The following is a 22,041-nucleotide window of genomic DNA, read 5'->3' on the forward strand; positions in this document are numbered from 1 at the left end:
ACGCGCCCGGGTGCCTTCGTGGCACGGCGCGACGGTTTCGAGGGGGACGCACATGGTCATTTTCGGTTCGCGGCTCTTTGGCAAGGTCGATGAGATTCCGGGCCTGGGCTACGTGGCGACGAAGTTCGGTCACATCAACTTCGTGCCGCTCATCCCGCTGGAGGGCTGGCTCGTCATGGCCGAGGAGGGCAATGGCTGGCGCGGGCAGGCCATCGCCATGAGCGGCAAGTCCGTGCTCGTGGCGTGGGCGCGCCTGCTGTTCATCATCTTGGGGAGCATCTCGCTGTTCAGCGGTTTCTTCTCTTTCGCCGGGATGCATCCGGTGGACGCCATCTTCAGCGGACTGCTCGCACTGACCTGCATCGGCGGGCTCATCGCTTCGTACAGGTGGAAGTGGGTGACCCAGGCGTCGCCGGAGCGCGCGATGGAGATCGCCCGTGAGGCGGGAATCAGCGAGGAGGGGCTGAGGCAGCTGCACCGCCTGTACTCGGCCCCGGAGGCCGCCACCGCCGCCGCGCCCGCTCAGCCGTGGACGCCGCCGGAGTCCTAGTCCGCCGCTCGCGGTCCTTCGCCGAAAGGCCTTGGGTTCACCTCACATGAGTCATGTCGTTGGCATCGATCTGGGCACCACGCACTCCCTGGTGGCCGCGCTCGACAGCGCGGGCCGTCCCAACCTCCTGACCAACCGGTTGGGGCAGCGCCTCACGCCGTCGGTGGTGGGGCTGGACGCGGAGGGGCGGCTCCACGTGGGCGAGTCCGCGCGAGCGCAGTTGCTCGTGCATCCGGAGCGCACCATCGCGGAGGTGAAGCGGCGCATGGGCCGCGACCTGCCGGTGACGCTGGGTGACCGGCGCTACAGCCCCACGGAGATCTCCGCGCTCATCCTGCGTGCGCTGCGCGAGGACGCCGAGCGGGCGCTGGGCGGCGCGGTGACGGAAGCCGTGGTCACGGTGCCCGCCTACTTCAGCGATGCGCAGCGACAGGCGACCAAGGATGCGGGGGAGCTGGCGGGGCTCAAGGTGGAGCGGCTGCTCAACGAGCCCACCGCCGCGGCGCTCGCGTACGGCGTGAACCACCTGGACGCCGAGCAGTACGTGCTGGTGTACGACCTGGGCGGCGGCACGTTCGACGTGTCCGTGCTGGAGATGTTCCAGGGCGTGCTGGACGTGAAGGCCTCCGCGGGCAACAACCAGCTGGGAGGCACTGACTTCGACCAGGTGCTGGCCGCGTGGCTGGGCGCGGAGTTCGAGCGCGCCCACGGCGTGTCGCTGGCCGGGAACCTGGCGGCGCGGGTGCGGCTCAAGGCCGCGGCGGAGGCCGCGAAGATCGCGCTCACGTCCGTGGAGTCAACGCCGGTCATCGTGCCGTTCCTCGCGCCGGGCCGGGGTGGAACGCCCGCGTCGCTGGAGGTGGAGGTGACGCGCGCGAGGTTCGAGGCGCTGATCACCGGCCTGGTGCGCTCCACGCTCGAGCCGATGGAGAGCGCGCTGAAGGACGCGAAGCTGTCGAAGAAGTCCATCGCGGAGGTGGTGCTGGTGGGCGGCAGTTCGCGCGTGCCGCTGGTGCGCCGGCTGGTCGCCGAGTACTTCGGGCGCGAGCCCCGCGACGGCGTGCACCCTGATGAAGCGGTGGCTCTGGGTGCAGCGCTGCAGGCGGGGCTGAAGACGGGCGCGGTGAGCGCCGCGCACGGCATCATGATCACCGACGTGTGTCCCTTCACGCTGGGCGTGGAGGTGCAGGCGTCGGTGGGGCGCGAACGTGTGAGTGGGGTCTTCTCGCCGCTCATCCCGCGCAACACGACGGTGCCGGCGTCGCGCACGGAGACCTTCGCCACCACGGCGGACGGGCAGAAAGCGGTGGAGATCCGCGTGTTCCAGGGCGAGGCGCGGCTGGTGAAGGACAACCTGCTGCTGGACGCGTACATGGTGGAGGGCGTGCCACCCGGACGCGCGGGTTCTGAGAAGGTCGCGGTCACGTTCACGTATGACATCAATGGCATCCTCGACGTGACGACGCGGGTGGTCTCCACGGGCAAGGAGGCCACGCTGGTGGTGGACAAGCGCTCGCAGCGCCTGGGGCCGGAGCAGCGGCTGGAGGCGAAGGAGCGGCTGGCGCGTGAGTGGGGCGCGGCTCCCGTGGCGGCGACGCCGTTGTCCGCGCCCGTGGCTGCTGCCGCGTCTCCAGAGGCCGACGCGGATGCCTTGTTGAACGCGGCGACCGAACGGATCGCGACCGCGCCGGCGCATGTGCGGCCCCGGCTGGAATCCCTGTGCAATGCCTTGCGCGAGGCCCGCGCGAAGGGCGACCGGGGCGCCGCGGCCCGGCTGGACGCCGAACTCACGGACCTGCTGTTCGACCTGGGTTGAGAGCGCGCGTGCTGCTGACCGAACTCAAGCGCGCGGTGGTGCTGCGTCCGTCGGAGCCGTCTGCGCGGTTCGCATTGGCCGAAGCGCTCTTCCAGGAGGGTGACTTCCGCGGTGCCGCGGAGCATGCGCGACTGGCCCTGGACCTGGGCGGAGGCAGTCCCGCGCGCCGCCTCTGGTGCGCCGCCTTGTCACGCGATGGCAGGCCGGCGGAAGCGCTGAAGCTGTTGGAGACGTCCGTTCGCCTCGCTCCTCGCGACGCGTCCCTGAGGGCCGAGCTGATCACCTTCCTGTCGGAGGCGGACCGGCTGGACGACGCGCTTGTGCATGCGTTCGAGGCCACCGAAGCGGCCCCTGGTGAACTGGAGGCCTGGCGCGCGGTCATCCATCTGTGCGAGCGCACGAACCGTCCATCCGAAGCCATGCCCGCGCTCCGGCGTGCCCGGCTGCTCGCGCCCGAGGACCCTCGCCTCGCGGAGTCGGTGCTGGGGGCTCGCGCGGCGCTCGGGCTCCCGGCCACCACCGCCATGCTGGACGCGCCTCCCCGGGAGCAAGCGGTACAGGCGCTCGCGCTGCCCACGGCGCGCTCCGCGCTCCGCGAGGCGAAGCTCGATGGCGCCGTCGAAGCGCTCTCCCGGGGGGCGCTCGCGGAGGTGAAGCGGCTGCTTGTCGTCGCGCCCGCGGCGACCCGGGCCAGCGCCGCCGCGGCCCTGCTTCGCGCGGAGCTGATGTGGCTGGAGGGACGTCCCGCCGCTCAGGTGGAGGCCGCCCGTCGCGCCGTGCTTGAGCTCGCGGGGGCACCGGGGGCCGCGGCGCTGCGCCTGGGAGACCTTCGGCTCGAAGCCGGAGCACTGGACGAGGCGGCGGAGCTCTATGCCCGCGCGGCCGTGAACGGAGAGTCCCTGACGGCGGTGGGCCGCGAGGCCGAGGTCGCCGAACGCCGCCGTCTGCTGGCGCGCGACCGGCCCGCGGTCGGACGCGTGGGCGTGCTCGGGTGGCATCCGGGAGGAGGGAGTGTCTCCCCGCTGGAGGCGATCGCGGTGCCCGGTCGCGGCGTCCTACGGTGCAGTGGTCACGTGGGGCCCAGGGCGCAGGAGGCGGCGGACGTGGCCTTCAGCGTGGTGCGTGCCCGCGCGCCCGCGCTGAGCCTGGGGCCGCTCATGACCCGTCAGGACCTGCACCTTCACTTCACCAATACGGAGATCGGCAAGGACGGACTGTCATGTGGTCTCGCCCTCTCCCTGGCGGGACTCTCCGCGTACACGCAGCGCCCGTTGCCCGCGCGGCTGGCCGTGACGGGTGAGCTGACGTTGAACGGTGACGTGCGGCCGGTGGGCGGCGTGCACGAGAAGTTGGTGGCCGCGTATCTCAACGGCATGCGCGTGGTGCTGCACCCGCGCCGCAACCTGGACGACGCGGCGGCGCTGCCACCCGAGGTGTCCAGGCGCCTGCGGCTCATCGCGGTGGACAGCTTGGATGAGGCGTGGCGGCTCGTGAACGCGGCCGCGAACACGCCAGGACTGGAGCGACGGTGAACAGCGAAGCTCGCCAGAACCCCTATGAGGTGCTGGGCGTCGACAAGGACGCGGACGCCCGCGCCATCAAGAAGGCGTACTTCGAGCGCGTCCGGCAGAACCCGCCGGAGACGCATCCGGAGGAGTTCCGGCGCCTGCGCGAAGCGTACGAACTGCTCTCCGACCCCGAAGCGCGCCAGGCCTTTGACGCCAGCGCCGCGCAACAGGCGGACGGCCCGGAGGCAGCGAAGAACGCCGCCCTCCAGGAGGCCATCAACCTGTTCGAGGCAGGTGACAAGGTTGGTGGCCGGAGGCTCCTCACCGAGCTGCTCAATGAGCAGCCGGACTTCCACGACGCGCGCATCCTGCTGGGCCGTCACTTCCTCTACGAGGGTGACGCCAAGGAGGCGTTGGCGGAGTTCGACGCCCTGCTCGCGAGGGCACCGGACCACTGGCAGGGGCACCTGCAACGGGGCTGGGCATTGCTCCGCCTGCAGCAGATGAAGGAGGCGGCGGATGCCTTCTGGCGCGCGGGCAAGCATGGCCCCTCGGAGGTGAGCCCGCGCGTGGCGCTGGCGGACTGCCTGGAGGCGATGGGGCAGGTGGCGGACGCACTCAAGGTGCTTGAGCAGGCGCAGTCGCTGCCCGGCATCTCACGGATGGACGTGCTCGCCCTCAAGGTGCGGCGCATCGCGACGATGCTGGAGTTCGGCCAGGACGCGGACGCGGCGAAGGCGCTGGAGCAGCTCGACGCCGAGCTGCCAGAGAGCACCGACCCCGAACTGCGCCGCTGGACGGGAGGCCAGCTCTCGTCGTCCGCCGCGCACCTCTTCGCTCAGCAGAACTCCAAGGGCGCGAACCAGTTGCTCGCGTTCGGCCGGCGCTTCAACCCGGAGAGTGTCACCGACGTCGCGTATCCGACGCGCGCCATCCTGGACGTGGACGCCCTGCCGGCCGCCACCCGCGAATGGTTGCACGAGGAGGCCGAGCGGCTCCACGGCTGGCGCACCGTGAGGCACTGGATGATGCCCGCCCTCTATACGCTGGGGCTCGCCGCCGCCACCGCCCTCCTGTTGTCCTTCATCTGCTTCGGTGGCAACGCGCGCGAGGTCGCAGTCTGGATCGTCTGCGCGGTCTTCGCGGCCGTCTTCTGTGGCGTCACGTGGGCCCAGGCCCGCCGGCTCCTCCGGGTGATGGCGAGCCCCTTTGGACGCTTCGACACCATCCATCCCCTGCACTTCATCCAGGTGGCCACCGACCGCGTCACGGTGTGGCCGTTCGTGCACCTGCAGAACCTGCACCTGGTGGACCACCAGGACAACGGCAACTACCAGGACACGACCCTCGAGCTGCGCTTCAACGACCAGCGCGTGGCGCTGAGGGTGCGCGGCAAGGAGCAGGCGGAAGCGCTGGCCCAGGAGTTGATGGGTCGGCGCCGCCGCGTGCTGGAGTTGCTGGGCCAGGGCATGCTGGACGCGGAGAGCGGGGTGGAGCACCTGCCCGCGGCGCTGCTCGCGCGCGCGGACAAGAAGGGCCGCGTGCGAGCGGAGAACGCACGCTCGCCCTGGCCCGGCGTGTTCGCCGCCGCGGGGGTGGGCGTGTTGCTGGTGGGCGGGGCCGTGTGGCCGCAGCAGCAGTCCGCGGCAGTACGCGCCTGGACTCGCGCCGCGTCCCAGGGGGACCTGGGCTCCATGCTCGAGTCCCTGCGCGAGCAGCCCGACCCCCGCTTCGCCCCACAGCTCCAGGCCCGGGTGGACGCGGAGCTGGGCAAGGCGCGTGCCCGGATGGAAGCGCGGTTGGATCCGGGCAGCGCCGCCGCGCCGTCCCGCGAATTCTTCACGAGTCTGCTGGCCGGTGTCTCGAGGGCGCACACTCGCCGCATCGCCGTGATCTGGGAGGCGCGGGAGGGCACGGGGATGCCGCCTCGGGAGGACTTCTCGGAATTGCTCATGAATGCCTGGCAGCGGACGGTGGATGAGGCGCTGGGGCAGAACGTCCTCAGCGTGAACGTAGGCCGAGGCTCACCGCGTGAGGCTCGGCCCCTGCTCATCCTCCGCGTGCGGGACGGCTTCCGAGGAGGCCAGCGGGTCTGGTCGGTCAGCCATGAAGGGCTGGACGTGCCGGTTCCTCCGCTGGAGCTCGTGGCCGACGCAGCGGATCCGCGGGCCCCTGAAGTCCTCTTTCACGCGTGGATGGACCGTTGGCATCTGCCCGGAGCGGGGAGCCGCCGTCCTCTGTTGTTCACCGCTTCGACGCTCGTCCAGGGGACCCGGCCGTGAGCGCACCTTCGACGTCTCCCCGCCAGGGCTGGATGCTGTTGGGCGGCATCGGTGTCTGCGCGCTCACCATCGTGGCGGGGGCGCGGTCTCTCACCTCCAACGCGGAGGTGGTCTTCGTCAATGCGTTGGACCTGCCAGTCACGGTCTCCGCGGGCGGCGAGCACTTCACGCTCGCGGCGAATGAGCACGCGTCGCACTCGATGCCGATGGGCCCGCTGGACGTGGACATCCAGGGCGAGAAGGGCACGCTGACGCACGAGACGGTGTTCGTGACCGACGAGAGCGGTCTCTTCGTCTACAACGTGCTGGGCGCCGCGCCGCTCTACCAGACGACGGTCACCTACTCCGACCGGTCCATCAACCCTCCAGAGCACGCGCCCCTGGTCCTGGCGGGCACGTCCTTCAAGCACGTGGGGCACATCGACTACGTGCTCACCAACCCTCCCGAGTCGTTCCCGGTGCGCAAGCGCGACAGCGGCACCTTCTCGCGCACCCACCTGGGGCAGGCGCTGGGAGGCTGGAAGACGAGCTACGGCTGGCTGGTGTCCACCCACCGCGTGGCCGAGGCGGCCCGCCTGGCGGAAGGGCTCCGGGAGGCCCTGCCGGAGACTCCGGAAATAGAGCTCGCGGCCGTTGCCGCCAGGAACCTGGTCGCGAGCGAGGAAGGGCTCCACGCGTCGCTCGCCGTCTCGCGGGCGCAGCGCGACGCGCATCCGGACGACATCGAAGCGCATCGGATGTGGATGCACGACATGCGCCGCGCCGGACGCGGTGACGAGCTCCATGCCTATTACCAGGCCGCGCTGGAACGCGAGCCCGGCTCGGTGCTCCTGGCGGTATTGCTCGCGCGCCTGGAGCCGGAGCCCGCGGGGACGGAGCGGTTGGAGGCACTGGTCCGCGACCATCCCGGGGAGCCGCTCCCCCGCCGGGCACTGGTGGGGCGTTACATGCGTCAGCAGCGCTGGGCGGAGGCGCTCCTGCTGCTGGACGCGATGGAGCAGGGCGATCCCGACTATCCGCGCTACCAGGACATGCACGCCGAAGCGCTGGTAGCCCTGGGGCGCCGACAGGAGGCGGCCCGCAGGCTGTCGGAGCGCCTGCTGCCGGTCGCGGACTCAAAGGACGCGGTGGACCTGGAGGGCGTGCTGCTCTACGCGAAGCTGGTGGGGCACGCATCGCAGAAGGGTTCGGCGAACGAGGTGATGCGGCAGCTCATCGAGAGCGCCCAGAAGAAGCGGCCGGACGGAATCGTCGCGGAGTGGCTCGCGGCTTCGCTCGGGCATTTCGTGGACGCCGCGAAGCTGCGCGCGGTGCCGGAAGACCATGCGCTCTCGGTCTCGACACGGGTGTTGATGGCGCTCGCCGAGGAGCCCGAGTTCGCCGCGCGGGCCTTCGTCAACGCGGACTTCGTTGGCTTCCACCGGATCGGCAGGGAGGCAGGCACGTTGCTGGCGGCGGAGTTCGAAAGGCTCGGGGACGCCGCGCTCTCGGCAAGGGTGCTGGACGCCTCCAGCGCGGAGCTGGGCTACGGCGAACTGCAGGACGTGCTGAGTGGCAAGCTGCCGGTGGAGTCCCTCACGATGCTGGACTGGGGCGAACGGGCCGCGCTGCACCTGGTGCTCGCGCGCCAGCTGGACGCCCGAGGCCAGGACTCGAAGGCGGCCTATGCGGTCGTGAAGAAGGAAGTGCTGCTGCCCGGCGCGGTCAGCATCGCGCTCCAGAACTGGGACCGCCCCAAGCCGTCCAACGCCGTGGCGGGGGACACGGCGCCCTGACGCGGGCTTCACACCGTGGCGACGGTGAACCCGATGCCCGGCAGTGCCTCGACCCACGACACGGAGGAGAAGCCCGCCTCCGTGAAGAGCTGGAGGAACTCTTCCCCCGTGCGGTGCCGCACGAACCCGGGATCCGCCAGCTCCGAGATGGGGCGGGCCAGCTTGACGAACCACTCAGGCCCCCCGTCCGCCACGAAGACCTTCCCGTGAGGCGCCAGCACCTGGCGGAAGGCGCGTGCCGCAGCCAGGCCATCCGGGTAGTGGTGGAATGACAGACAACAAAAGACGGCATCGAAGGCGCCCGTGAACTCCTCGGGTGGCTGCGCGACGTCTGCCTGGAAGAAGGCCATGTTTCGACAACCGGCAGCGCTCGCGGCGCGGTGCGCAGCCTCCACCATGCCCCGTGACAGGTCCGCGGCCACCACCTCTCCATCCGGTACCAGTTTGGACAGACGCAGGGCCGAACCCCCAGGCCCGGCTGAGGGATCCAGGATTCGGGCGTTTGGCGGCAGTGGCTGCATCAACTCCAATACCTCGTCGACGATGGGATCCGAGAAGGGTCGGACCACGGCGTCATAGACAGACGCGACGCGGTCGAACTCACGGACGTCCTCGTAGCCCGCGGGCTCGTTCGCCAATAGCACTGGCTGCGCATGCCTCAGGCTGAGATGCGGGCCGCCGCCTCGGAGTACACCGCGCTGCAGGGGCGGCCCCAGCGTGGAGGCCCGATAGAGGCCCAATCGTCGCAGCGCACGGGCCGGCTCAAAGACATACATTCGCCAGGACAGCAGCGTGAGGGCCAGCGCTTGATCCAATACGTGACGATTGACGGTGTGTTCCTGCATGGCGGATGCGATGGCCGGGTGGGTTCTGACCCAAGCATGAGCAGCGAGAGATGAAGCTGTAGCATACCCGCGACAGAGGGTGCTGCCCTTCCTGCGCCAAACATGATGAGCCATTCGAGCTTCGCTGGGACAAGCCGTTTCGAGGTGTGTGGACCGCTGGGGCAGGGCGCCACGGGCATGGTGTATCGGGTCCGGGACCGGGAGGTGGGCCGCGAGGTGGCGCTCAAGACGCTGCGGCTGCCTGGAGCGGAGGCGCTCTACCGGCTGAAGCGCGAGTTCCGCACCCGCGCGGGGATCGTCCATCCCAATCTGCTCCAGCTCCATGAGCTGTTCGTGGACGACGGGTTCCCCTTCTTCACCATGGAGCTGGTGGAGGGCGTGGACTTCCTGAGCTGGGCGCGGAGGGATCTGGTGCTCGGCGGAGGGATTCCCCGGACATGGGAGTCCTCCCTGGCCAGCGGGACGTCGACGTTGCAGGCCTCCGAAGGTGGGGAAGAGCGCGTCCCGGTCGTGGAGCTTGCCTCCGCCGTGCATGCACGGAGCAGCGGCGGGCCGGAGGTGGCTTCCCGGGAAGAGGCCTGGCCGCGGCTGCGAGAGGGATTGACGCAGCTGCTGCGAGGGCTGGGAGCGCTCCACGAGGCGGGGCTCGTGCACCGGGACGTGAAGCCCTCGAACGTGCTCGTCACCCGGGAGGAGCGCGTGCTGCTCCTCGATTTCGGCCTCATGACGGAGCGGCAGCAGCCCTCGCAGGGAGGCGCTCCGGCCCAGCGGCGCGCCGGGACTCCGGCCTATATGGCGCCAGAGCAGGTGACGGGCGAGTCCGTCACCCCGGCCTCGGACCTCTACGCGGTGGGGGCCATGCTGTATCAGGTGCTCACCGGTGCGTTCCCATTCGCGGCGGAGCCCGAGCGCTTGCTGGAGTTGAAGGTGAGCCAGGAGCCGCCTCCGGTCCACGCGCAAGCTCCGGACGCTCCCGAGGACCTGGCCGCGCTGGCTCTTGAACTGCTGGCGCTGGATCCGAAGCGACGCCCGTCGGCGGAGGAGTGCATCGCGCGGCTGTCCCCGGTGCCCGCCGGTGCGGCGCCACACCCATCCGCCACGGTGTCCGTGGGCCACGCCCCGTTCGTGGGTCGGGCTCGGGAGCTTCAGGTGCTTGAGGAGGCGCTGGCGGAGGTCTCCCAGCAGCAGCGGCTGATCACGGTGCATGTCCACGGGCCCTCGGGGATGGGCAAGTCCACGCTGGTGCGCGAGTTCCTCGCCCAGCGCGCTCCTGCCTCCATGCCCATGGTGCTCTCGGGACGGTGCCACCCACAGGAGAGCGTGCCCTACAAGGCCATGGACGCGGCGATCGACTCGCTGGCCCGCCAGCTTGGCGCGCTCGCCGTGGACGAGGCCGCGGCGCTCGTTCCTTCCCAGGCCTACGCGCTGACGCGCCTCTTCCCCGTCCTGGGGAGGCTGGCGGCGTTTCAGCAAGCGGCGACCCCCGCGGTGCTCCCGGAGCCCGCCGAGCTGCGGCACCAGGGCTTCCAGGCCCTGCGCGAGCTGCTGGAGCGGCTCGGCCGCGCGCGCCCGCTGGTGCTCTGGATCGATGACGTGCAGTGGGGAGACGCCGACTCGGCGCCGCTCTTCCAGGAGCTGCTGCGGTCACCCGCGCCGCGCATGTTGCTGGTGCTCTCGTGGCGGAGCGAGGACCGGAGCCGCAGCCCGCTGCTGCGCCGGCTGTTGGAGCTGGCCCCTCCCGGAGCGCTCTCTGCCTCCGCGCGCGAGCTGCCACTGGGAGCGCTGGGCGAGCAGGAGGTGGCGGCGCTGGTCTCGACCCTGCTCGGCGCGCGGACCTCCGGAAGTGATTCTCAAGTGGAGGCCGTCATCACCCATGCCGAAGGCAACCCCTTCATCGCCTGCGAGCTGGCCCGCCACGTGGGTGCGCACGTGGGTCAGGGACTGCCGCTGCCGGCCCAGGTGGATGTGGCCCAGCTGCTGATGGAGCGGATCCGCTCGCTCTCTCCGGAGCAGCGCGCGCTGCTGGAAGTGGCCGCCGTCGCGGGCCGGCCGCTGGGGCGGAGCGTGGCGCTGCGGGCCGCCGGGCTGGACGAAGGAGGTCGGGCCGTATCGGCCTGGCTGCGAGACTCCAGCCTGCTGCGTGAGGTTCCGGCGGAGGGCGAGGTGGACATCGCGGCCTACCACGACCGCATCCGCGAGGCGCTGCTCGAAGCGCTCCCGGCCAACGTGCGCGTGGGGCGGCACCGCGGCATCGCCGAGGCCCTCTCGGCGCGCGGCTCCGAGGACTTCGAGGCGCTGCTCGTGCACTGGGAGGGCGCGGGCGAGCCGATGCGCGCAGGCGGATACGCGGTGCGCTCCGCCGAGCGTGCCTCCCAGACGCTCGCCTTCGGCCGCTCCGCCGAGCTCTATCAGCGCGGGCTGGAGCTGCTGGGCGAGTCCGCGGATCGCCCCTCGCTGCTGGAGAAGCTGGCCCAGGCGCTGGCCAATCAGGGCCGCGCGCCCGAGGCGGCCCAGCGCTACCTGGAGTCCGCGGAGGCGCTGGGCACGGGGCTTCAGGGCACGCGCGTGAGCGGGCTGAAGCAGCGCGCCGCGGAGCAGTACCTGAAGAGCGGGCGCTTCAACCAGGGCTGGCGGGAGATGCGTTCGGTGCTGGAGGCGCTCGGCATCCCCGTGCCGGGCTCCTTCCTGGGGGCGATGGGCTCGGCCACGTGGCGCCGGGTCGTCTTCCTGGCGCGGCGGGTGGACGTGGACGCCGCCCGGCCCGCCCTCTCGCCCGAGGAGCGGCACCGGATGGAGGTGCTATGGGCCACATCCACCAGCTGGTCCATGGTGAACCCCACACTGGCGGATGCCTTCCGCATGATGCACCTGCTGCGCACGCTGAAGGCCGGAGACGCCTCCACGCTCTGCCGGGCCCTGGGCTTCGAGGCCGCCATGGAGTCCCACGTGGGCGGCCGCTTCCTGGAGAACAACGCCCGCAAGTTGCTGGAGAAGGTGCGGGTCCTCATGGAGCGCACGGGCAACCCCTATGATCAGGCCTGGTACTTCATGTCCGTGGCGAACCAGGCGTACACCCTGGGCCGGTGGCGCGAGGCGGCCGAGGCCTGCGACCGCGCCGACGTGCTCTTCCGCGAGCAGTGCCCGGGCACGGCCTGGGAGCGGGTGAGTGTAGCCATCTTCCACCACCACGCCCTGGCGATGCTGGGGGAGCTGCCCGCGCTGGCGGCGCGGCTGGAGGCGCTCGACCGGGACGCGACGCTGCGAGGCGACGTGCACGCGCGCTGCGAGGCCTGGATTGGCGAGCCCGTGTTGGCGTGGCTGGCGAAGGATCGCGCCGAGGAGGCCCAGGCCCGCGCCGCCGATGCGCTGGCCGCGCAGTCCCCGGTGGCGTCCACCTGGCCGGAGAACGCGTACCGCCGCCAGCAGTACGCGGAGCTGATCGCCTGCGTCTACACCTCCCACTATCGGGGCGATCCCTGGCCCGCGTGGAAGGCCGTCCTGGAGCACTGGGCGCCGCTGAAGTCCTCCTTCATGCTCTCACTGAGGGCCACCGGTCTGGGGCTGCGGCACATGCGGGCGCGGGCGGCACTGGCCGCGGCGGAGTCCCTCCCGGACGAGCGGACGTCTCCCCCTGACCGCGTGGAGCCGCGCTGGAATCGGCGGGCGCTGCTGGCCGATGTCCGTGCGCAGCTCCGGGTGATGGAGGGCGACCCCATTGGCAGTGCGCGCCCCCTGGGCAACCTGCTGCGGGCAGGGCTGGCCCGGCTGAGCGGGGACAGCGCCACGGCGGTCCGCGAGCTGGAGCAGGCGGTGGCGGGCCTCGAGCGCGAAGGCGTGGCGCTGTACCGGGAGGCGGCGCGGTACGCGCTGGGGACCCTCCAGGGAGGCGGCGAGGGCGAGGCGCTGCGGCGTCAGGCCTCGGAGTGGATGGCGGCGCGTCAGGTGGTGCGGCCCGGCGCGCTGGCAGCGGCGATGGTGCCCGGGCTGGGACTGCCGCCCGGGCCCCGGACCGCTCAAGACGTGGGAGGCCGGTAGCCGGCGGCGCCGCGCCGCAGGCTCTCCTCCAGTTGGGTGCGGATGCGTCGCAGCAGCCCGACGAGCCCCTCACCGCCTCCGTGGCCCGAATGCATCCCCAGCCCACGCAGCAGGGACTCCACCTGGGCAAAGGCATCCGTGGACGTAGCGGAGGCCGGTGATGCCGCCGAGAGATGAGAGAGCATGGAGGGGAGCACCTCGATGCCCAGGAGGTCCCAGGGATGGGGCAGTCCCATCTTGAAGTTCACCGCGTCCTGCTGCCGCAAGAGCATCACATCCGGCAGCTCGTTCGCCTCGGGGTCCCAGATGCGGCAGTAGTCGCCCATCGGCGTGGTGGCGAAGAGCTCCTCGTAGACATGGGAATCAGGCCGTGGCGTCGGGCGCTTGCTGTGCCTCCCCCCGCAGTGATCGAGGATGGCGTTGACGGCGTGCCGGGCCGACTCGTTGGCGGACTCCATGGTGGTGAGCCGGGTGAAGGTCTTGTTGTAGGTGCCCGCGAAGACGATCTGATCCCAATGCACGTAATAGCCACCGTGCGCGGCCTGCCAGAGTCCAGGCGGTAGGTCCCCATCGGGGGAGGACCCGTGAGCGCCTGACGTGGGGTCCCAGGGGTCGGGCCCCGGCCGGTGCTTCCAGTCTCCGGCGGTGGGCAACAGGAAGGGCGTGTTGTTCTTGATGATGTGAGCCTGGTCCGGATCGCTCCCGTCGTAGACGAGCCCCTCGTCGATATGGGTGAAGGCGGGCTCGGGAGGATTGAACTCCAGGAAGGGGCGCCCCTTCTCCTTTCGTTGGAGGGCCTTGCCGAGCTGACCCAGGACCTCGTTTTTCAATTGCGTCGGCGTGGACTTCCAGGCGCTCCTTCCCCCGGACCCTGGGGATTTCTTCTGCCATTCACCAATGTCGACGCTGAGCAGTGATTGGTACTGGCTCAGCCCCTGGATGGGCCGGTGCTGCCATGCGACGGGACTGCAGATGGTGGAGAGCCCCCACGGCGCATCGAGCAGGTAGAGGTAGCCGTCGATGACGTTGAGCTCCGTGGTGAAGAAGTACTGGATGCCGGAGAGCGTCTGGAGCCGATCCCATTCATACAGGCCGATTTCTGTTCGCGGGTCGCGCTGACGTGTCCCCGCTTCTCCCCGCTTGACGGGGACCTGGGTGGTGTAGCCCTGGAGCCCGCCTGGCACGCTCAGGTCCTTCTGGCGATACGTGAGCGGCATGTGCTGGGTGATTTCCTCCGCTGCGAGGACGTCCACGGCCACGACGTAATAGTCATCCGTGGTCGGGAACGTCTCCTTTCCATGCGGATACTGAACGATGGGATTGAAGCGAGCGCCTTCCGTGAGAGGGTTCACCGCCTCGAAACCCTTGAGCGTTGCCTGGATGAATTGGACGCCCAGGCGGCACAGGTGCGTGTGCCAGTGGCTGAACCAGGCCGCGCTGGTGGGCCCGTTCAGGGAGGCGTGGGTCTCCTCGGTGGGGACGATGACGTCGGTCAGGAGCTGGAGGTAGGTGTTGCCCGTGGTCCGTGCATCCGCTGCGCTGCCGTCCAGCGCCACCAGCACCCGCCCGGAGGACCGGACCAGATGGGTGAAGGCCTCGCTGTAGCGGTACCGCTTCCCGGAGCCGCTGTTTCCGGAGGCGCCTTCGATGAAGTCCCACCAGGAGATGTCCTCCAGTTCATGGGCCCTGCGCTCGGGGCTGGTGAGCATGTAGCGCAGGATCCGGAGCGAGAACTGGAAGAGATCCCTCGGTTGGATTCCCAGGTCCTCCAGGTTGCTCAGCCCGCCCGCCCCGCTCGCGAGGGCATTCGGGAAGCTGGCGGTCGCCCACTTCGTGACAAAGGGCGGGTGCTTCTCGCTGGCGATGCCGATGGTCGGTAGCGGGGCGAGGTTGTCGTAGGTGGTACGGGAGGTCGGCAGGGAGTTGTTGTCGTAGAGGGGGATGCGCCGCATCGTGTCGAAGACATGGCGGTAGTACGACGGGAAGTACCGGTATCCATGCTCGCCGGGGAGGATGGCGCGCCCAAGGGTGACCCGCACCCAGTTCCTGGCCGAGGGGGGCTGACCGAGTTCCGTGTTCGCAGGCCGGGGGGCTTCGTTCTTGAGATTTATCTCCGAAAAATGGCTCAGTGTACGGAGGCCCTCGGTCAGCTTGAGTTCGATGGACCTGGCCAGCCCCTTGCTCCGCTCAATCTCCACGGGGAGGTTCATCACCTGCTGAATTTCTTCCCGGCTCTGGTCGAAGAACGGCTGGATGTGGACGACGAAGTCAGCGCCGAGCGAACCGTCATGGACCTTGCCGGTCAGCTGCGCGATCGCATTATTCAGGTCCGCTTGCGAGCGTGGGGTGAGGAGGTCGGAGGGCTCGTTCTGGAACTCAAGCCAGAGGGAGGGAAAGGGCCTGGCCTGGTCGAGCCCAAGGTCCACCGAACTCGTGGTGAGCGGGTTGATGGGCGCGGCGGTGACGGGTGGGGAACCCGAGGGCGCCGGCTCCTCCGTCTGGAAGAAGATCGGCTGCTGACTGGAGGCCTGGAAGTACTGGGTGCGGGCCAGTCCCCCGACGGCCATGGACTTCTTGCCCCGTGAGTTGAGCGCGTTGGCGGCTTCGTAGACTCGGACTTCGAAGCCACGCAGGGCCAGCTCGTGGGCCGCGGTCATCCCCGCGATGCCGGCTCCAAAGACGTGGACCCGACGCTTCTTGGGCTTCGGGCCAGGGTTACAGGGGGGAACGGTGTCAGCCATGGGCCTCTGCCTTTCTTTCAGGGGAGTGCCGGGTGCGCGGCGTCCGCGCACGTCAGGCGAAGTTGGTGGAGCAGGGACGCAAAGCCCGCGCAGCGGACCGCCCCGTGCACGTAGCGGATCAGCCCCTCATGCGCGCGCAGGAGGACTTCCAGGGAGCCGACCACCTCGACGGCGTTGGAGAGCACCGCCTCCGTGAGCGTGCGCCGGTCATCGAGCACCTCGAGGATGGTCCGCCGCGAGGTGCCCACGGTGATGGACTCCTGGCCATCCACGGCGCGCAGGTGGGCCTGCGTGGAGGTGAAGGCAGCGGTGAAGTGCTCGGCGTCGATCTTCAGCGCGACGGCGAGGCCGGCCAAAGGCATCAGGAAGCGCCCGTGGGCCTGGGGCTGCTCGCGGGCCAGCAGCGCGAAGGAGCGGGCCAGCAGCGCCTGCACGCTGAGCTCAGTCACGGATGAACTCGAAGACACCGGTCCCCTCCATGGCCACGGAATGCCCACGCACGCGCCCCTGCGCCGTCACCCGGCCCAGCACCTCGTGGATGATGGTCACCTGCTCGGGGTGCTCCTCGGAGGGGGTGACGATGCGGGCGGAGTCCTGCGGGTAGAAGGACAGCTCGAGCGTGTCCGCCCCTCCGTGAGCGGCAATCTCCAGGGTCTCGGGCAGGTCCGCCGCGGCGCCCGGGGCCAGCAGCGCCATGACGCGAGGCACGGAGAAGGGGCGCGCCTTCCGGAAGCTGCCCCGGGTGATGACGCGGAGCTCCTCGTCCCGGAACACGCGCAATGGCTCGCCGCCGTGCCAGAGGAAGAGCCCCTGGTAGCGGGCCACCGAGCGGCCGCGGTCCGCCATGCGCACGTGCACCAGGCTCCAGGGGTTGGCCATGTCCCAGGGCAGCACCGAGCCCCACTCCCATGAGAAGTCATTGCCCCAGAGGAAGTGGCCCCAGTTGTGGTCATGGTAGGCGGGAGCGTCGTTCACCTGCACGGTGCGGCCCGCGAGCCGGAGCGTGCCGCGCGCCAGCAGCCGGGGAACGAAGAGCCAGGACAGGCGCCGGTCCAGGGTGAGCGGCTGGTTGACGGAGAGGGCCGGCAGCGTCACGGGGACAAGCTCCAGCTCGGCGGCCAGAGGTTGGTCGCGCAGCGCGATGGACAGGCGGTAGGTGCCGTCGATGAAGCGCAGGGTGTTGTGGCCGAAGCGCGCGTCGATGCGGCCGGCGGTCACCTCCACCTCGGCCTCCTCGAAGTGCTCCACATCTCCTTCCCAGCCCTCGCCGCGAGCCAGGACGATGAGGCGCGCCACCTCGGGCTGCCGGCCCTGCGTGGCCCGCACATCGTCAATCAGGCTGAAGTTGATCAGCAGGTGCGCCGCCTCGGTGTGCACGAGGAAGTGCTGCCATTCCTTGTGCGCGCCCCGCCCGCCCATTCGTGAGGGCGAGCGCCGGAAGTAGTCGTTGCCAGTCAGCAGCCGCGCGAGGCGCTCTGGCGGAGGAGAGGAAGGGGACATGGCCGACGCTGCTGCTACCGCAGCAGCTCCCTGAGAGAGGGCGCCGCGGACGCGTCAGGCTCCGGTGTCGCGACCGTTTCGGAGGATCGGCTCGCCTCCATCGCGCCCAGGAACGTCCGGCGCGCGGAGACGAGGCCGAGGACCATCAGCAGGAGCCGGTCCTCCTCTGGCTCGGGAAGGGGGGACGCCAGCGCGGCGGGCTCGGGCAGCAGGTGATTGAAGCGCTGGGACAGCGACAGCATGCCGAGCAGCAGGGGCAGGACCGGGTTGCGGTCAGCGAAGTCGCTCCAGGGCTCATCGAGCAGCGGCATGGGCCTCTCCCTGGTGCGGCAGGTCCTGAAGCTGGCGCAGCAGCTCCTCCAACCGGGCGGAGTCCGTGGCCTGGAAGAGCGCCTCGATGTACGCCGAGGGCAGCACGGTGGCCGGATCCTCCTCGGGGATGTTGAGGGAGAGGGCATCCCAGAGGCGGCGGCCCTGCTGGAGCAAAGGAGAGGAGGCAAGAGCGGACTTCCAGGCGGCACCCTCGGGAGTCACGGCGAAGCGCCGCCCCTCCGCGACGAGCGCGCAGAAGGCCGCCTGCACGACGATGGGGTGCTTGAGCATCAGCACCTGGAGCCGTCGCAGCAGCCCCAGGAGCACCTCCTCCTGCGAGCCCGCCGGGAACGATTCGCTGGCCCCAGGCGCCGCGGACGGAAGCAGTTGCTCGAACAGCAGATCCCGGATGCGATGCGCCTCTTCATGGAGAATCGCCTGGGTGCGGATGAAGTCGAAGAGGGAGGACTGGGGGGAGGGGGGAGGCACCATGGAGGGCGTCACTTCGCTCGCAGGAGGACGTAGGAGGTCAGGCCCTCCAGCAGGTCCCGATGGATGGAGGGGGGGAGCCAGCCGCGGCACACGTCGAAGCGCCGCTGGGCATCTTGCAGCCAATCCCGAGCCACCCGCTGAGCATGGCCAATGCTGTCGTGGCGCTCCATGAGCGAGAGGAGAAAGCGCACCTGCTCGGGAGTCTTCTCCGCACGGCGAGGTGCCGCGTTCCGTGCCTCGCGCAGCCGCTGCCGCCCCACGACCGTCAGCTCGCCTTCCTCGACGAGCCGGTCCAGCTGCGCATCGAATGTCGTGGGCTCCGGAGCCGCCTCCGGGGAGGGGCGGGGCAGGGAGAGGATGCGCTCGGCTTCCGCCCGGTCCCCGGCGGACACGTGACGCATCATGTGCAGCAGCATCAGGGTGCGCTTGCCCTCCCAGAGATCGCCGCCGATCTCCTTGCCATACGCGCCCACCTCGCCGCGCAGGTTGAGCACGTCGTCCTGGATCTGAAAGGCGATGCCGAGGCTGCGGGCGAAGGCAGCCAACTGCTCGATGCGCTCCCCGTCCTGACGGGCCGCGATGGCGCCCACCACCATGGGGGTGATGAAGCTGTACCAGCACGTCTTCTGCTCCACCATCCGCACGTAGTCCTCGTCGCTGAGAGTCCACGCGCCCCGGCGGATCCAATCGAGCTCGAGGGCCTGGCCCTCCACCGACTCCTGCGTCATGCGCGCCACTGCCTGGAGGATGCGCAGCGCGGGGCCCAGGCCCACGGCGCCGATGTTGTCCAGCAGCGGCCGCAGCGACAGGGCGAACATGGCGTCCCCTACGTTGATGGCAACGGGGATGCCGTGCGCCCGGTGCAGCGTGGGGCTGCCTCGACGCAGCAGTGACTCGTCCTCGATGTCGTCGTGGATGAGGAAGGCATTGTGATACAGCTCGAGCACGGTCGCCGGGCGCAGCGCCGCCTCCAGCGTGCCTCCCAGCGCACGGCACGTGGCGATGCAGAGTGCCGGCCGCAGCCCCTTGGCCTCTCGCAGCGGGTAGTCCAGCATGAGCTGGTAGAGGAACGGCGCGTGGTGGCGCTCTGCGGGGATGATCCGGCGGAGCTCCTCGAGCACGAGCGAGCGGCACTCCTCAAGATAGCCCGCGAGCAGCTCCCTGGTCCCGGATGGATCCTGCACCGCGCGCGAAGCTAGCATGCGACGGTGAGTGTTTCGCGAGGTCAGAGAAGCAGATGGGGCTCTTGCTGCAGTTGGAAGATGGACGCCGGTTCACCTTGGGAACGCGCTGTCTGCTGGGACGTCACCCCGCGTGTGATGTTCACATACCGGACGGCCGGGTCTCCGGCGAACACGCGAGCCTGCACTGGGCGGGCGCTCACTGGGAGCTGAGGGACCTGGGCAGCCGCAACGGCACGTTCGTCGAGGGGCGGCGGCTGGCCTCGGGCGAGCGGGTAGAGCTGGGGCAGGGGCAGGACTTCCTGCTGGGAAAGAGTGGCATCGGCTTCCGGCTGCTGGACGCGTCCCCTCCTGCGGCGCGGGCCCGGCACCTGGCCACGGGGCTGGTGCGGGTGGCGACCGGCGCGTTGCTGGTGCTGCCGGATGACGACGAGCCACAGGCCAGCCTCTTCCCACTGGATGGCGGGCAGTGGGTGTTGGAGTTGGGAGAAGAGCGGCGCCGGCTGAAGGACCAGGAGCGGGTGTGGCTGAGCGGCTCGGAGTGGGTGGTGGAGCTGCCCCTCGCGGCCACGGAGACACTCGAGGAAGCGGATGCGCCCACGTTGGCGGAGGTCCGGCTGCGCATCGGCGTCAGCCGCGACGAGGAGCACGTGGAGGTGGCGGTGCACCTGCGGGAGGGGGTGCGGATGTTGCCTCCCCGCTCCTCGCAGTACCTGTTGGCGACGCTCGCACGGCTGAGGCTCGCCGAGCACGCCCTGGCGCCGTCCGAGCAAGGCTGGGTGGACCGCGAGCGGCTCTGCCGGATGCTGGCCACGGACACCAACAAGCTGAACGTGGACATCCACCGGGTGCGCAAGCAATTCGGCGCGCTGGGCATCCAGGATGCGGCGGGCGTCGTGGAACGGCGCCCGGGCACGGGGCAGGTGCGGCTGGGGATGAACAGCGTGGAAGTCTTTACGCTGTAGCGGGGTCGCTTGAAATCACTTGCAGCGACTACATGTCGCAAGAGGACGCCGTGACGACATTCAACGTGACGGGACCCACCGCGAAGAACTCGGAGCTCGTGTTCGAGCCGAACGCAAGGTTCCTCGGGACCCAGCGCAGGCGGTACGTTCCGGCGGGGAGGCGCATGTCATTGAGCGCCACGGTGGCCGTCGTTGATTGCGTCGCCTGGCTCGCCGTGATGGGGTTGCCGATGTCGACGAAGCCGCAGCCACGGTCGAGCTGGAGCTGAACCAGATACGAGGGCGCGGTGGGGTAGCCAGGGTTGTGATTGTGGTAGTGAAGGAAGGTCAGGCTCTCCAGCTTGACGGGCTCCGTCGTCGTGAAGTCAATGAAGGGGTACTCGGTACCGAAGGCTCGCGTCAGCAGGACGGTGCCCCACGGGCTGCCCCAGTTTTCGGCCGGTCCCCCGCCCGTTTGCGTGGCCGCACCGGTGAGCCACCCTGCGGACGACTCGCCGACGGAGTTCGAGACGGCACCCACGCTGGTCGTGTTCTCGAAGTTCCACGTCATCGCCGCGGATTGCCCCGGCTGGGGTGAAACGAGCGTGGCGACAGCGCGGGTCACGTCCGCGGGCGGGGACCCTGCAGCCTTCTCCCCGGTGTCAGTCCCTTCGCAGCCAGCCAGCAATGAGGTGATGACGAGCGCCTGGGCGCAGCGCTTGAAATGGGAGTGAGTCATTGTGGTTCTTTCGTGTATTGGATTGTTGAATTCACTTGTGGCGCCTTGGCCACAGGCAGAAGCCAAACTAGAGAGTTGTCCCTGCCGGGGCGATTACACGGCGTTACAGACAGGGGGGGGCGCGCATGGACTGCTGTCAGGACTCCAAGGCCACCTACGCGCTACGCAGCAGAGCTGGGAACACGGCGCCCTGACGCGGGCTACATCCGCTCGTCGATGGCGCGGTTGCTCATTTCGTCCGCCTCCGCGTTCTGCGCGCGGGGGACGGCGAGCTGATGCCGCACGAATGGAATCGGCTTCGCGCCGCCGACTCCTCCTGACGCTCTCTCACTTCGCCCCCTCAAACTCCCAGCAACGATTCGCGGCGTCCTGCACGTGGAGAATCCGCGTTTACATTTGCCGGGTGCAGCGCCTTGTCCTCGCAGTCATTCACCTGGGACGAGGCGCATTCGGTGACCGGCGGGGGGATGGGTCACTGCGTCCAGAAGATGGACGAGGTTTGATTGTCCATCACACCCATGCCGGTGCAGCCCCCGCCGCAATCAATTGAGGGGTTTGGCCCCGTAGCCGGGCCGTTGTCGTTCTGGTAGTGGTACGAGTGATTGCATCCAGCGAAGCTCCTCGACGAGGAGATGATGTCGTTCCACCCCGCTGGCATGCTCGGGACGAACAGGCTGCCGCACCCGCCATAGGTAGAGACGAAGACAATCGAGTTTCCCGAATAGGCGGACGCCGTCCATCTGTCCTCGTACTCGATACCAATCACGATCTCATTGGGTGCGGCCTGGTGGACTGACTTCAGGTCGGACTCCTTGAGATCCTTCGGGTTCGCCGTCGCGGGCAGCCGCACGGTGCCCCCGGTGGCGAATGAGATGGCTTCGGGGAACGAGGTAAAGCACTTCGGCGCGGGGACGGTGTCGGACGCCGGCAGCGGCTCACCGGGCGTGAAGGGCATGACGTTCATGACGCAATGCTGTGCGGCCTGGGTGACGGGCTCGTGCGCGGCCGGCTCCCCGGTGTCGGTCCCTCCGCAGCCAGCCAGCAGCGAGGTGATGACGAGTGCCTGGGCGCAGCGCTTGAGATTGAGCTGAGACATGGTGTTTCTCTCGTATGTGGATGGGTTTGAATCCGCTTGCAGCGCCTTGGCCACAAGCAGGAGCCAAACTAGAGAGTTGTCCCCGCGTAAGCGTTCACGGGTGGTGCTCGCCTGGGGGGGCAGTGAGGCAGCGAACGGTGGGCCTCACCACACTCGACGTGGGCTGGGGGTGATTAGAAATACTGGGACGTGGCCACGCCCGACCCGAGAGATGCGCGTATCGCG

General features: G+C 69.6%; 16 protein-coding genes. 7 read left to right on the forward strand and 9 right to left on the reverse strand.

Features of this window, described 5'->3' with window-relative positions; all coding sequences use genetic code 11:
* The first annotated feature begins 52 nt into the window (after positions 1 to 52).
* The 5 genes from D7X30_RS29865 to D7X30_RS29885 are packed head-to-tail and all read left to right on the forward strand — an operon-like array spanning position 53 to position 7,931.
* Positions 53 to 550: a hypothetical protein gene (locus tag D7X30_RS29865; protein ID WP_120566376.1), complete on the forward strand. Its 498-nt coding sequence runs from the start codon at positions 53 to 55 to the stop codon at positions 548 to 550.
* A gap of 46 nt (positions 551 to 596) precedes the next feature.
* Positions 597 to 2,366 (forward strand): Hsp70 family protein, encoded by a 1,770-nt coding sequence (locus D7X30_RS29870; protein WP_120566377.1) that lies wholly within the window; start codon positions 597 to 599, stop codon positions 2,364 to 2,366.
* Positions 2,367 to 2,374: 8 nt separating this feature from the next.
* Positions 2,375 to 3,898 carry a S16 family serine protease gene (locus tag D7X30_RS29875; protein ID WP_120566378.1) on the forward strand — a complete coding sequence of 508 codons (1,524 nt, stop codon included), beginning with the start codon at positions 2,375 to 2,377 and terminating at the stop codon, positions 3,896 to 3,898.
* A complete protein-coding gene (locus D7X30_RS29880) occupies positions 3,895 to 6,156 on the forward strand; it encodes a J domain-containing protein (RefSeq protein ID WP_120566379.1) in 2,262 nt (753 codons plus the stop codon). Before D7X30_RS29875 ends, D7X30_RS29880 begins: the two co-directional genes overlap by 4 nt.
* A complete protein-coding gene (locus D7X30_RS29885) occupies positions 6,153 to 7,931 on the forward strand; it encodes a lipopolysaccharide assembly protein LapB (protein WP_147443355.1) in 1,779 nt (592 codons plus the stop codon). Before D7X30_RS29880 ends, D7X30_RS29885 begins: the two co-directional genes overlap by 4 nt.
* Positions 7,932 to 7,939: 8 nt before the next feature.
* Here D7X30_RS29885 and D7X30_RS29890 read toward each other — a convergent pair whose 3' ends face one another.
* Positions 7,940 to 8,569, reverse strand: coding sequence for a class I SAM-dependent methyltransferase (locus D7X30_RS29890; protein WP_233591859.1), 630 nt, complete (start codon positions 8,567 to 8,569; stop codon positions 7,940 to 7,942).
* 312 nt (positions 8,570 to 8,881) lie between these two features.
* Between D7X30_RS29890 and D7X30_RS29895 the strand changes: the two genes are divergently transcribed.
* On the forward strand, positions 8,882 to 12,811 hold the full coding sequence (locus D7X30_RS29895; protein ID WP_255424220.1) for a serine/threonine-protein kinase PknK: 3,930 nt from the start codon (positions 8,882 to 8,884) through the stop codon (positions 12,809 to 12,811).
* On the opposite strand, the gene D7X30_RS29900 is transcribed toward D7X30_RS29895, so the two are convergent.
* The 6 genes from D7X30_RS29900 to D7X30_RS29925 are packed head-to-tail and all read right to left on the reverse strand — an operon-like array spanning position 12,790 to position 18,977.
* Positions 12,790 to 15,552, reverse strand: a complete 2,763-nt coding sequence (locus tag D7X30_RS29900) for an NAD(P)-binding protein (protein ID WP_120566382.1) — start codon at positions 15,550 to 15,552, stop codon at positions 12,790 to 12,792. The two genes, D7X30_RS29895 and D7X30_RS29900, sit on opposite strands and share 22 nt — an antisense overlap.
* A gap of 17 nt (positions 15,553 to 15,569) precedes the next feature.
* A complete protein-coding gene (locus D7X30_RS29905; protein ID WP_233591861.1) occupies positions 15,570 to 16,001 on the reverse strand; it encodes a sterol-binding-like protein in 432 nt (143 codons plus the stop codon).
* Positions 15,994 to 17,052, reverse strand: a complete 1,059-nt coding sequence (locus D7X30_RS29910; RefSeq protein WP_120566383.1) for a hypothetical protein — start codon at positions 17,050 to 17,052, stop codon at positions 15,994 to 15,996. Before D7X30_RS29910 ends, D7X30_RS29905 begins: the two co-directional genes overlap by 8 nt.
* Before the next feature lie 14 nt (positions 17,053 to 17,066).
* Positions 17,067 to 17,363 (reverse strand): hypothetical protein, encoded by a 297-nt coding sequence (locus D7X30_RS29915; RefSeq protein ID WP_120566384.1) that lies wholly within the window; start codon positions 17,361 to 17,363, stop codon positions 17,067 to 17,069.
* Positions 17,347 to 17,856, reverse strand: coding sequence for a hypothetical protein (locus D7X30_RS29920; RefSeq protein ID WP_120566397.1), 510 nt, complete (start codon positions 17,854 to 17,856; stop codon positions 17,347 to 17,349). The genes D7X30_RS29915 and D7X30_RS29920 overlap by 17 nt, the downstream gene beginning before the upstream one ends.
* 8 nt (positions 17,857 to 17,864) lie before the next feature.
* On the reverse strand, positions 17,865 to 18,977 hold the full coding sequence (locus D7X30_RS29925; protein ID WP_233591863.1) for a polyprenyl synthetase family protein: 1,113 nt from the start codon (positions 18,975 to 18,977) through the stop codon (positions 17,865 to 17,867).
* A gap of 116 nt (positions 18,978 to 19,093) precedes the next feature.
* Between D7X30_RS29925 and D7X30_RS29930 the strand changes: the two genes are divergently transcribed.
* A complete protein-coding gene (locus D7X30_RS29930) occupies positions 19,094 to 20,002 on the forward strand; it encodes an FHA domain-containing protein (RefSeq protein WP_120566386.1) in 909 nt (302 codons plus the stop codon).
* A gap of 28 nt (positions 20,003 to 20,030) precedes the next feature.
* Here the strand turns inward: D7X30_RS29930 and D7X30_RS29935 are convergent, their stop codons facing one another.
* Complete coding sequence (locus D7X30_RS29935) at positions 20,031 to 20,720, reverse strand: hypothetical protein (protein ID WP_147443356.1); 690 nt, start codon at positions 20,718 to 20,720, stop codon at positions 20,031 to 20,033.
* Positions 20,721 to 21,192: 472 nt separating this feature from the next.
* Entirely contained in the window at positions 21,193 to 21,816 is a 624-nt protein-coding gene (locus tag D7X30_RS29945; protein ID WP_120566388.1) for a hypothetical protein, read from the reverse strand.
* Positions 21,817 to 22,041: the final 225 nt, after the last annotated feature.

The organism is Corallococcus sp. AB011P (genome assembly GCF_003611605.1).
In the GTDB taxonomy this organism is placed as follows: domain Bacteria; phylum Myxococcota; class Myxococcia; order Myxococcales; family Myxococcaceae; genus Corallococcus; species Corallococcus coralloides.

Coding starts and splice junctions, on each gene's coding strand:
- D7X30_RS29930 (WP_120566386.1), top strand. CDS start 19,094: ATGGGGCTCTTGCTGCAGTTGGAAGATGGACGCCGGTTCACCTTGGGA.
- D7X30_RS29895 (WP_255424220.1), top strand. CDS start 8,882: ATGAGCCATTCGAGCTTCGCTGGGACAAGCCGTTTCGAGGTGTGTGGA.
- D7X30_RS29865 (WP_120566376.1), top strand. CDS start 53: ATGGTCATTTTCGGTTCGCGGCTCTTTGGCAAGGTCGATGAGATTCCG.
- D7X30_RS29870 (WP_120566377.1), top strand. CDS start 597: ATGAGTCATGTCGTTGGCATCGATCTGGGCACCACGCACTCCCTGGTG.
- D7X30_RS29900 (WP_120566382.1), bottom strand. CDS start 15,552: ATGGCTGACACCGTTCCCCCCTGTAACCCTGGCCCGAAGCCCAAGAAG.
- D7X30_RS29915 (WP_120566384.1), bottom strand. CDS start 17,363: ATGCCGCTGCTCGATGAGCCCTGGAGCGACTTCGCTGACCGCAACCCG.
- D7X30_RS29910 (WP_120566383.1), bottom strand. CDS start 17,052: ATGTCCCCTTCCTCTCCTCCGCCAGAGCGCCTCGCGCGGCTGCTGACT.
- D7X30_RS29920 (WP_120566397.1), bottom strand. CDS start 17,856: ATGGTGCCTCCCCCCTCCCCCCAGTCCTCCCTCTTCGACTTCATCCGC.
- D7X30_RS29945 (WP_120566388.1), bottom strand. CDS start 21,816: ATGTCTCAGCTCAATCTCAAGCGCTGCGCCCAGGCACTCGTCATCACC.
- D7X30_RS29935 (WP_147443356.1), bottom strand. CDS start 20,720: ATGACTCACTCCCATTTCAAGCGCTGCGCCCAGGCGCTCGTCATCACC.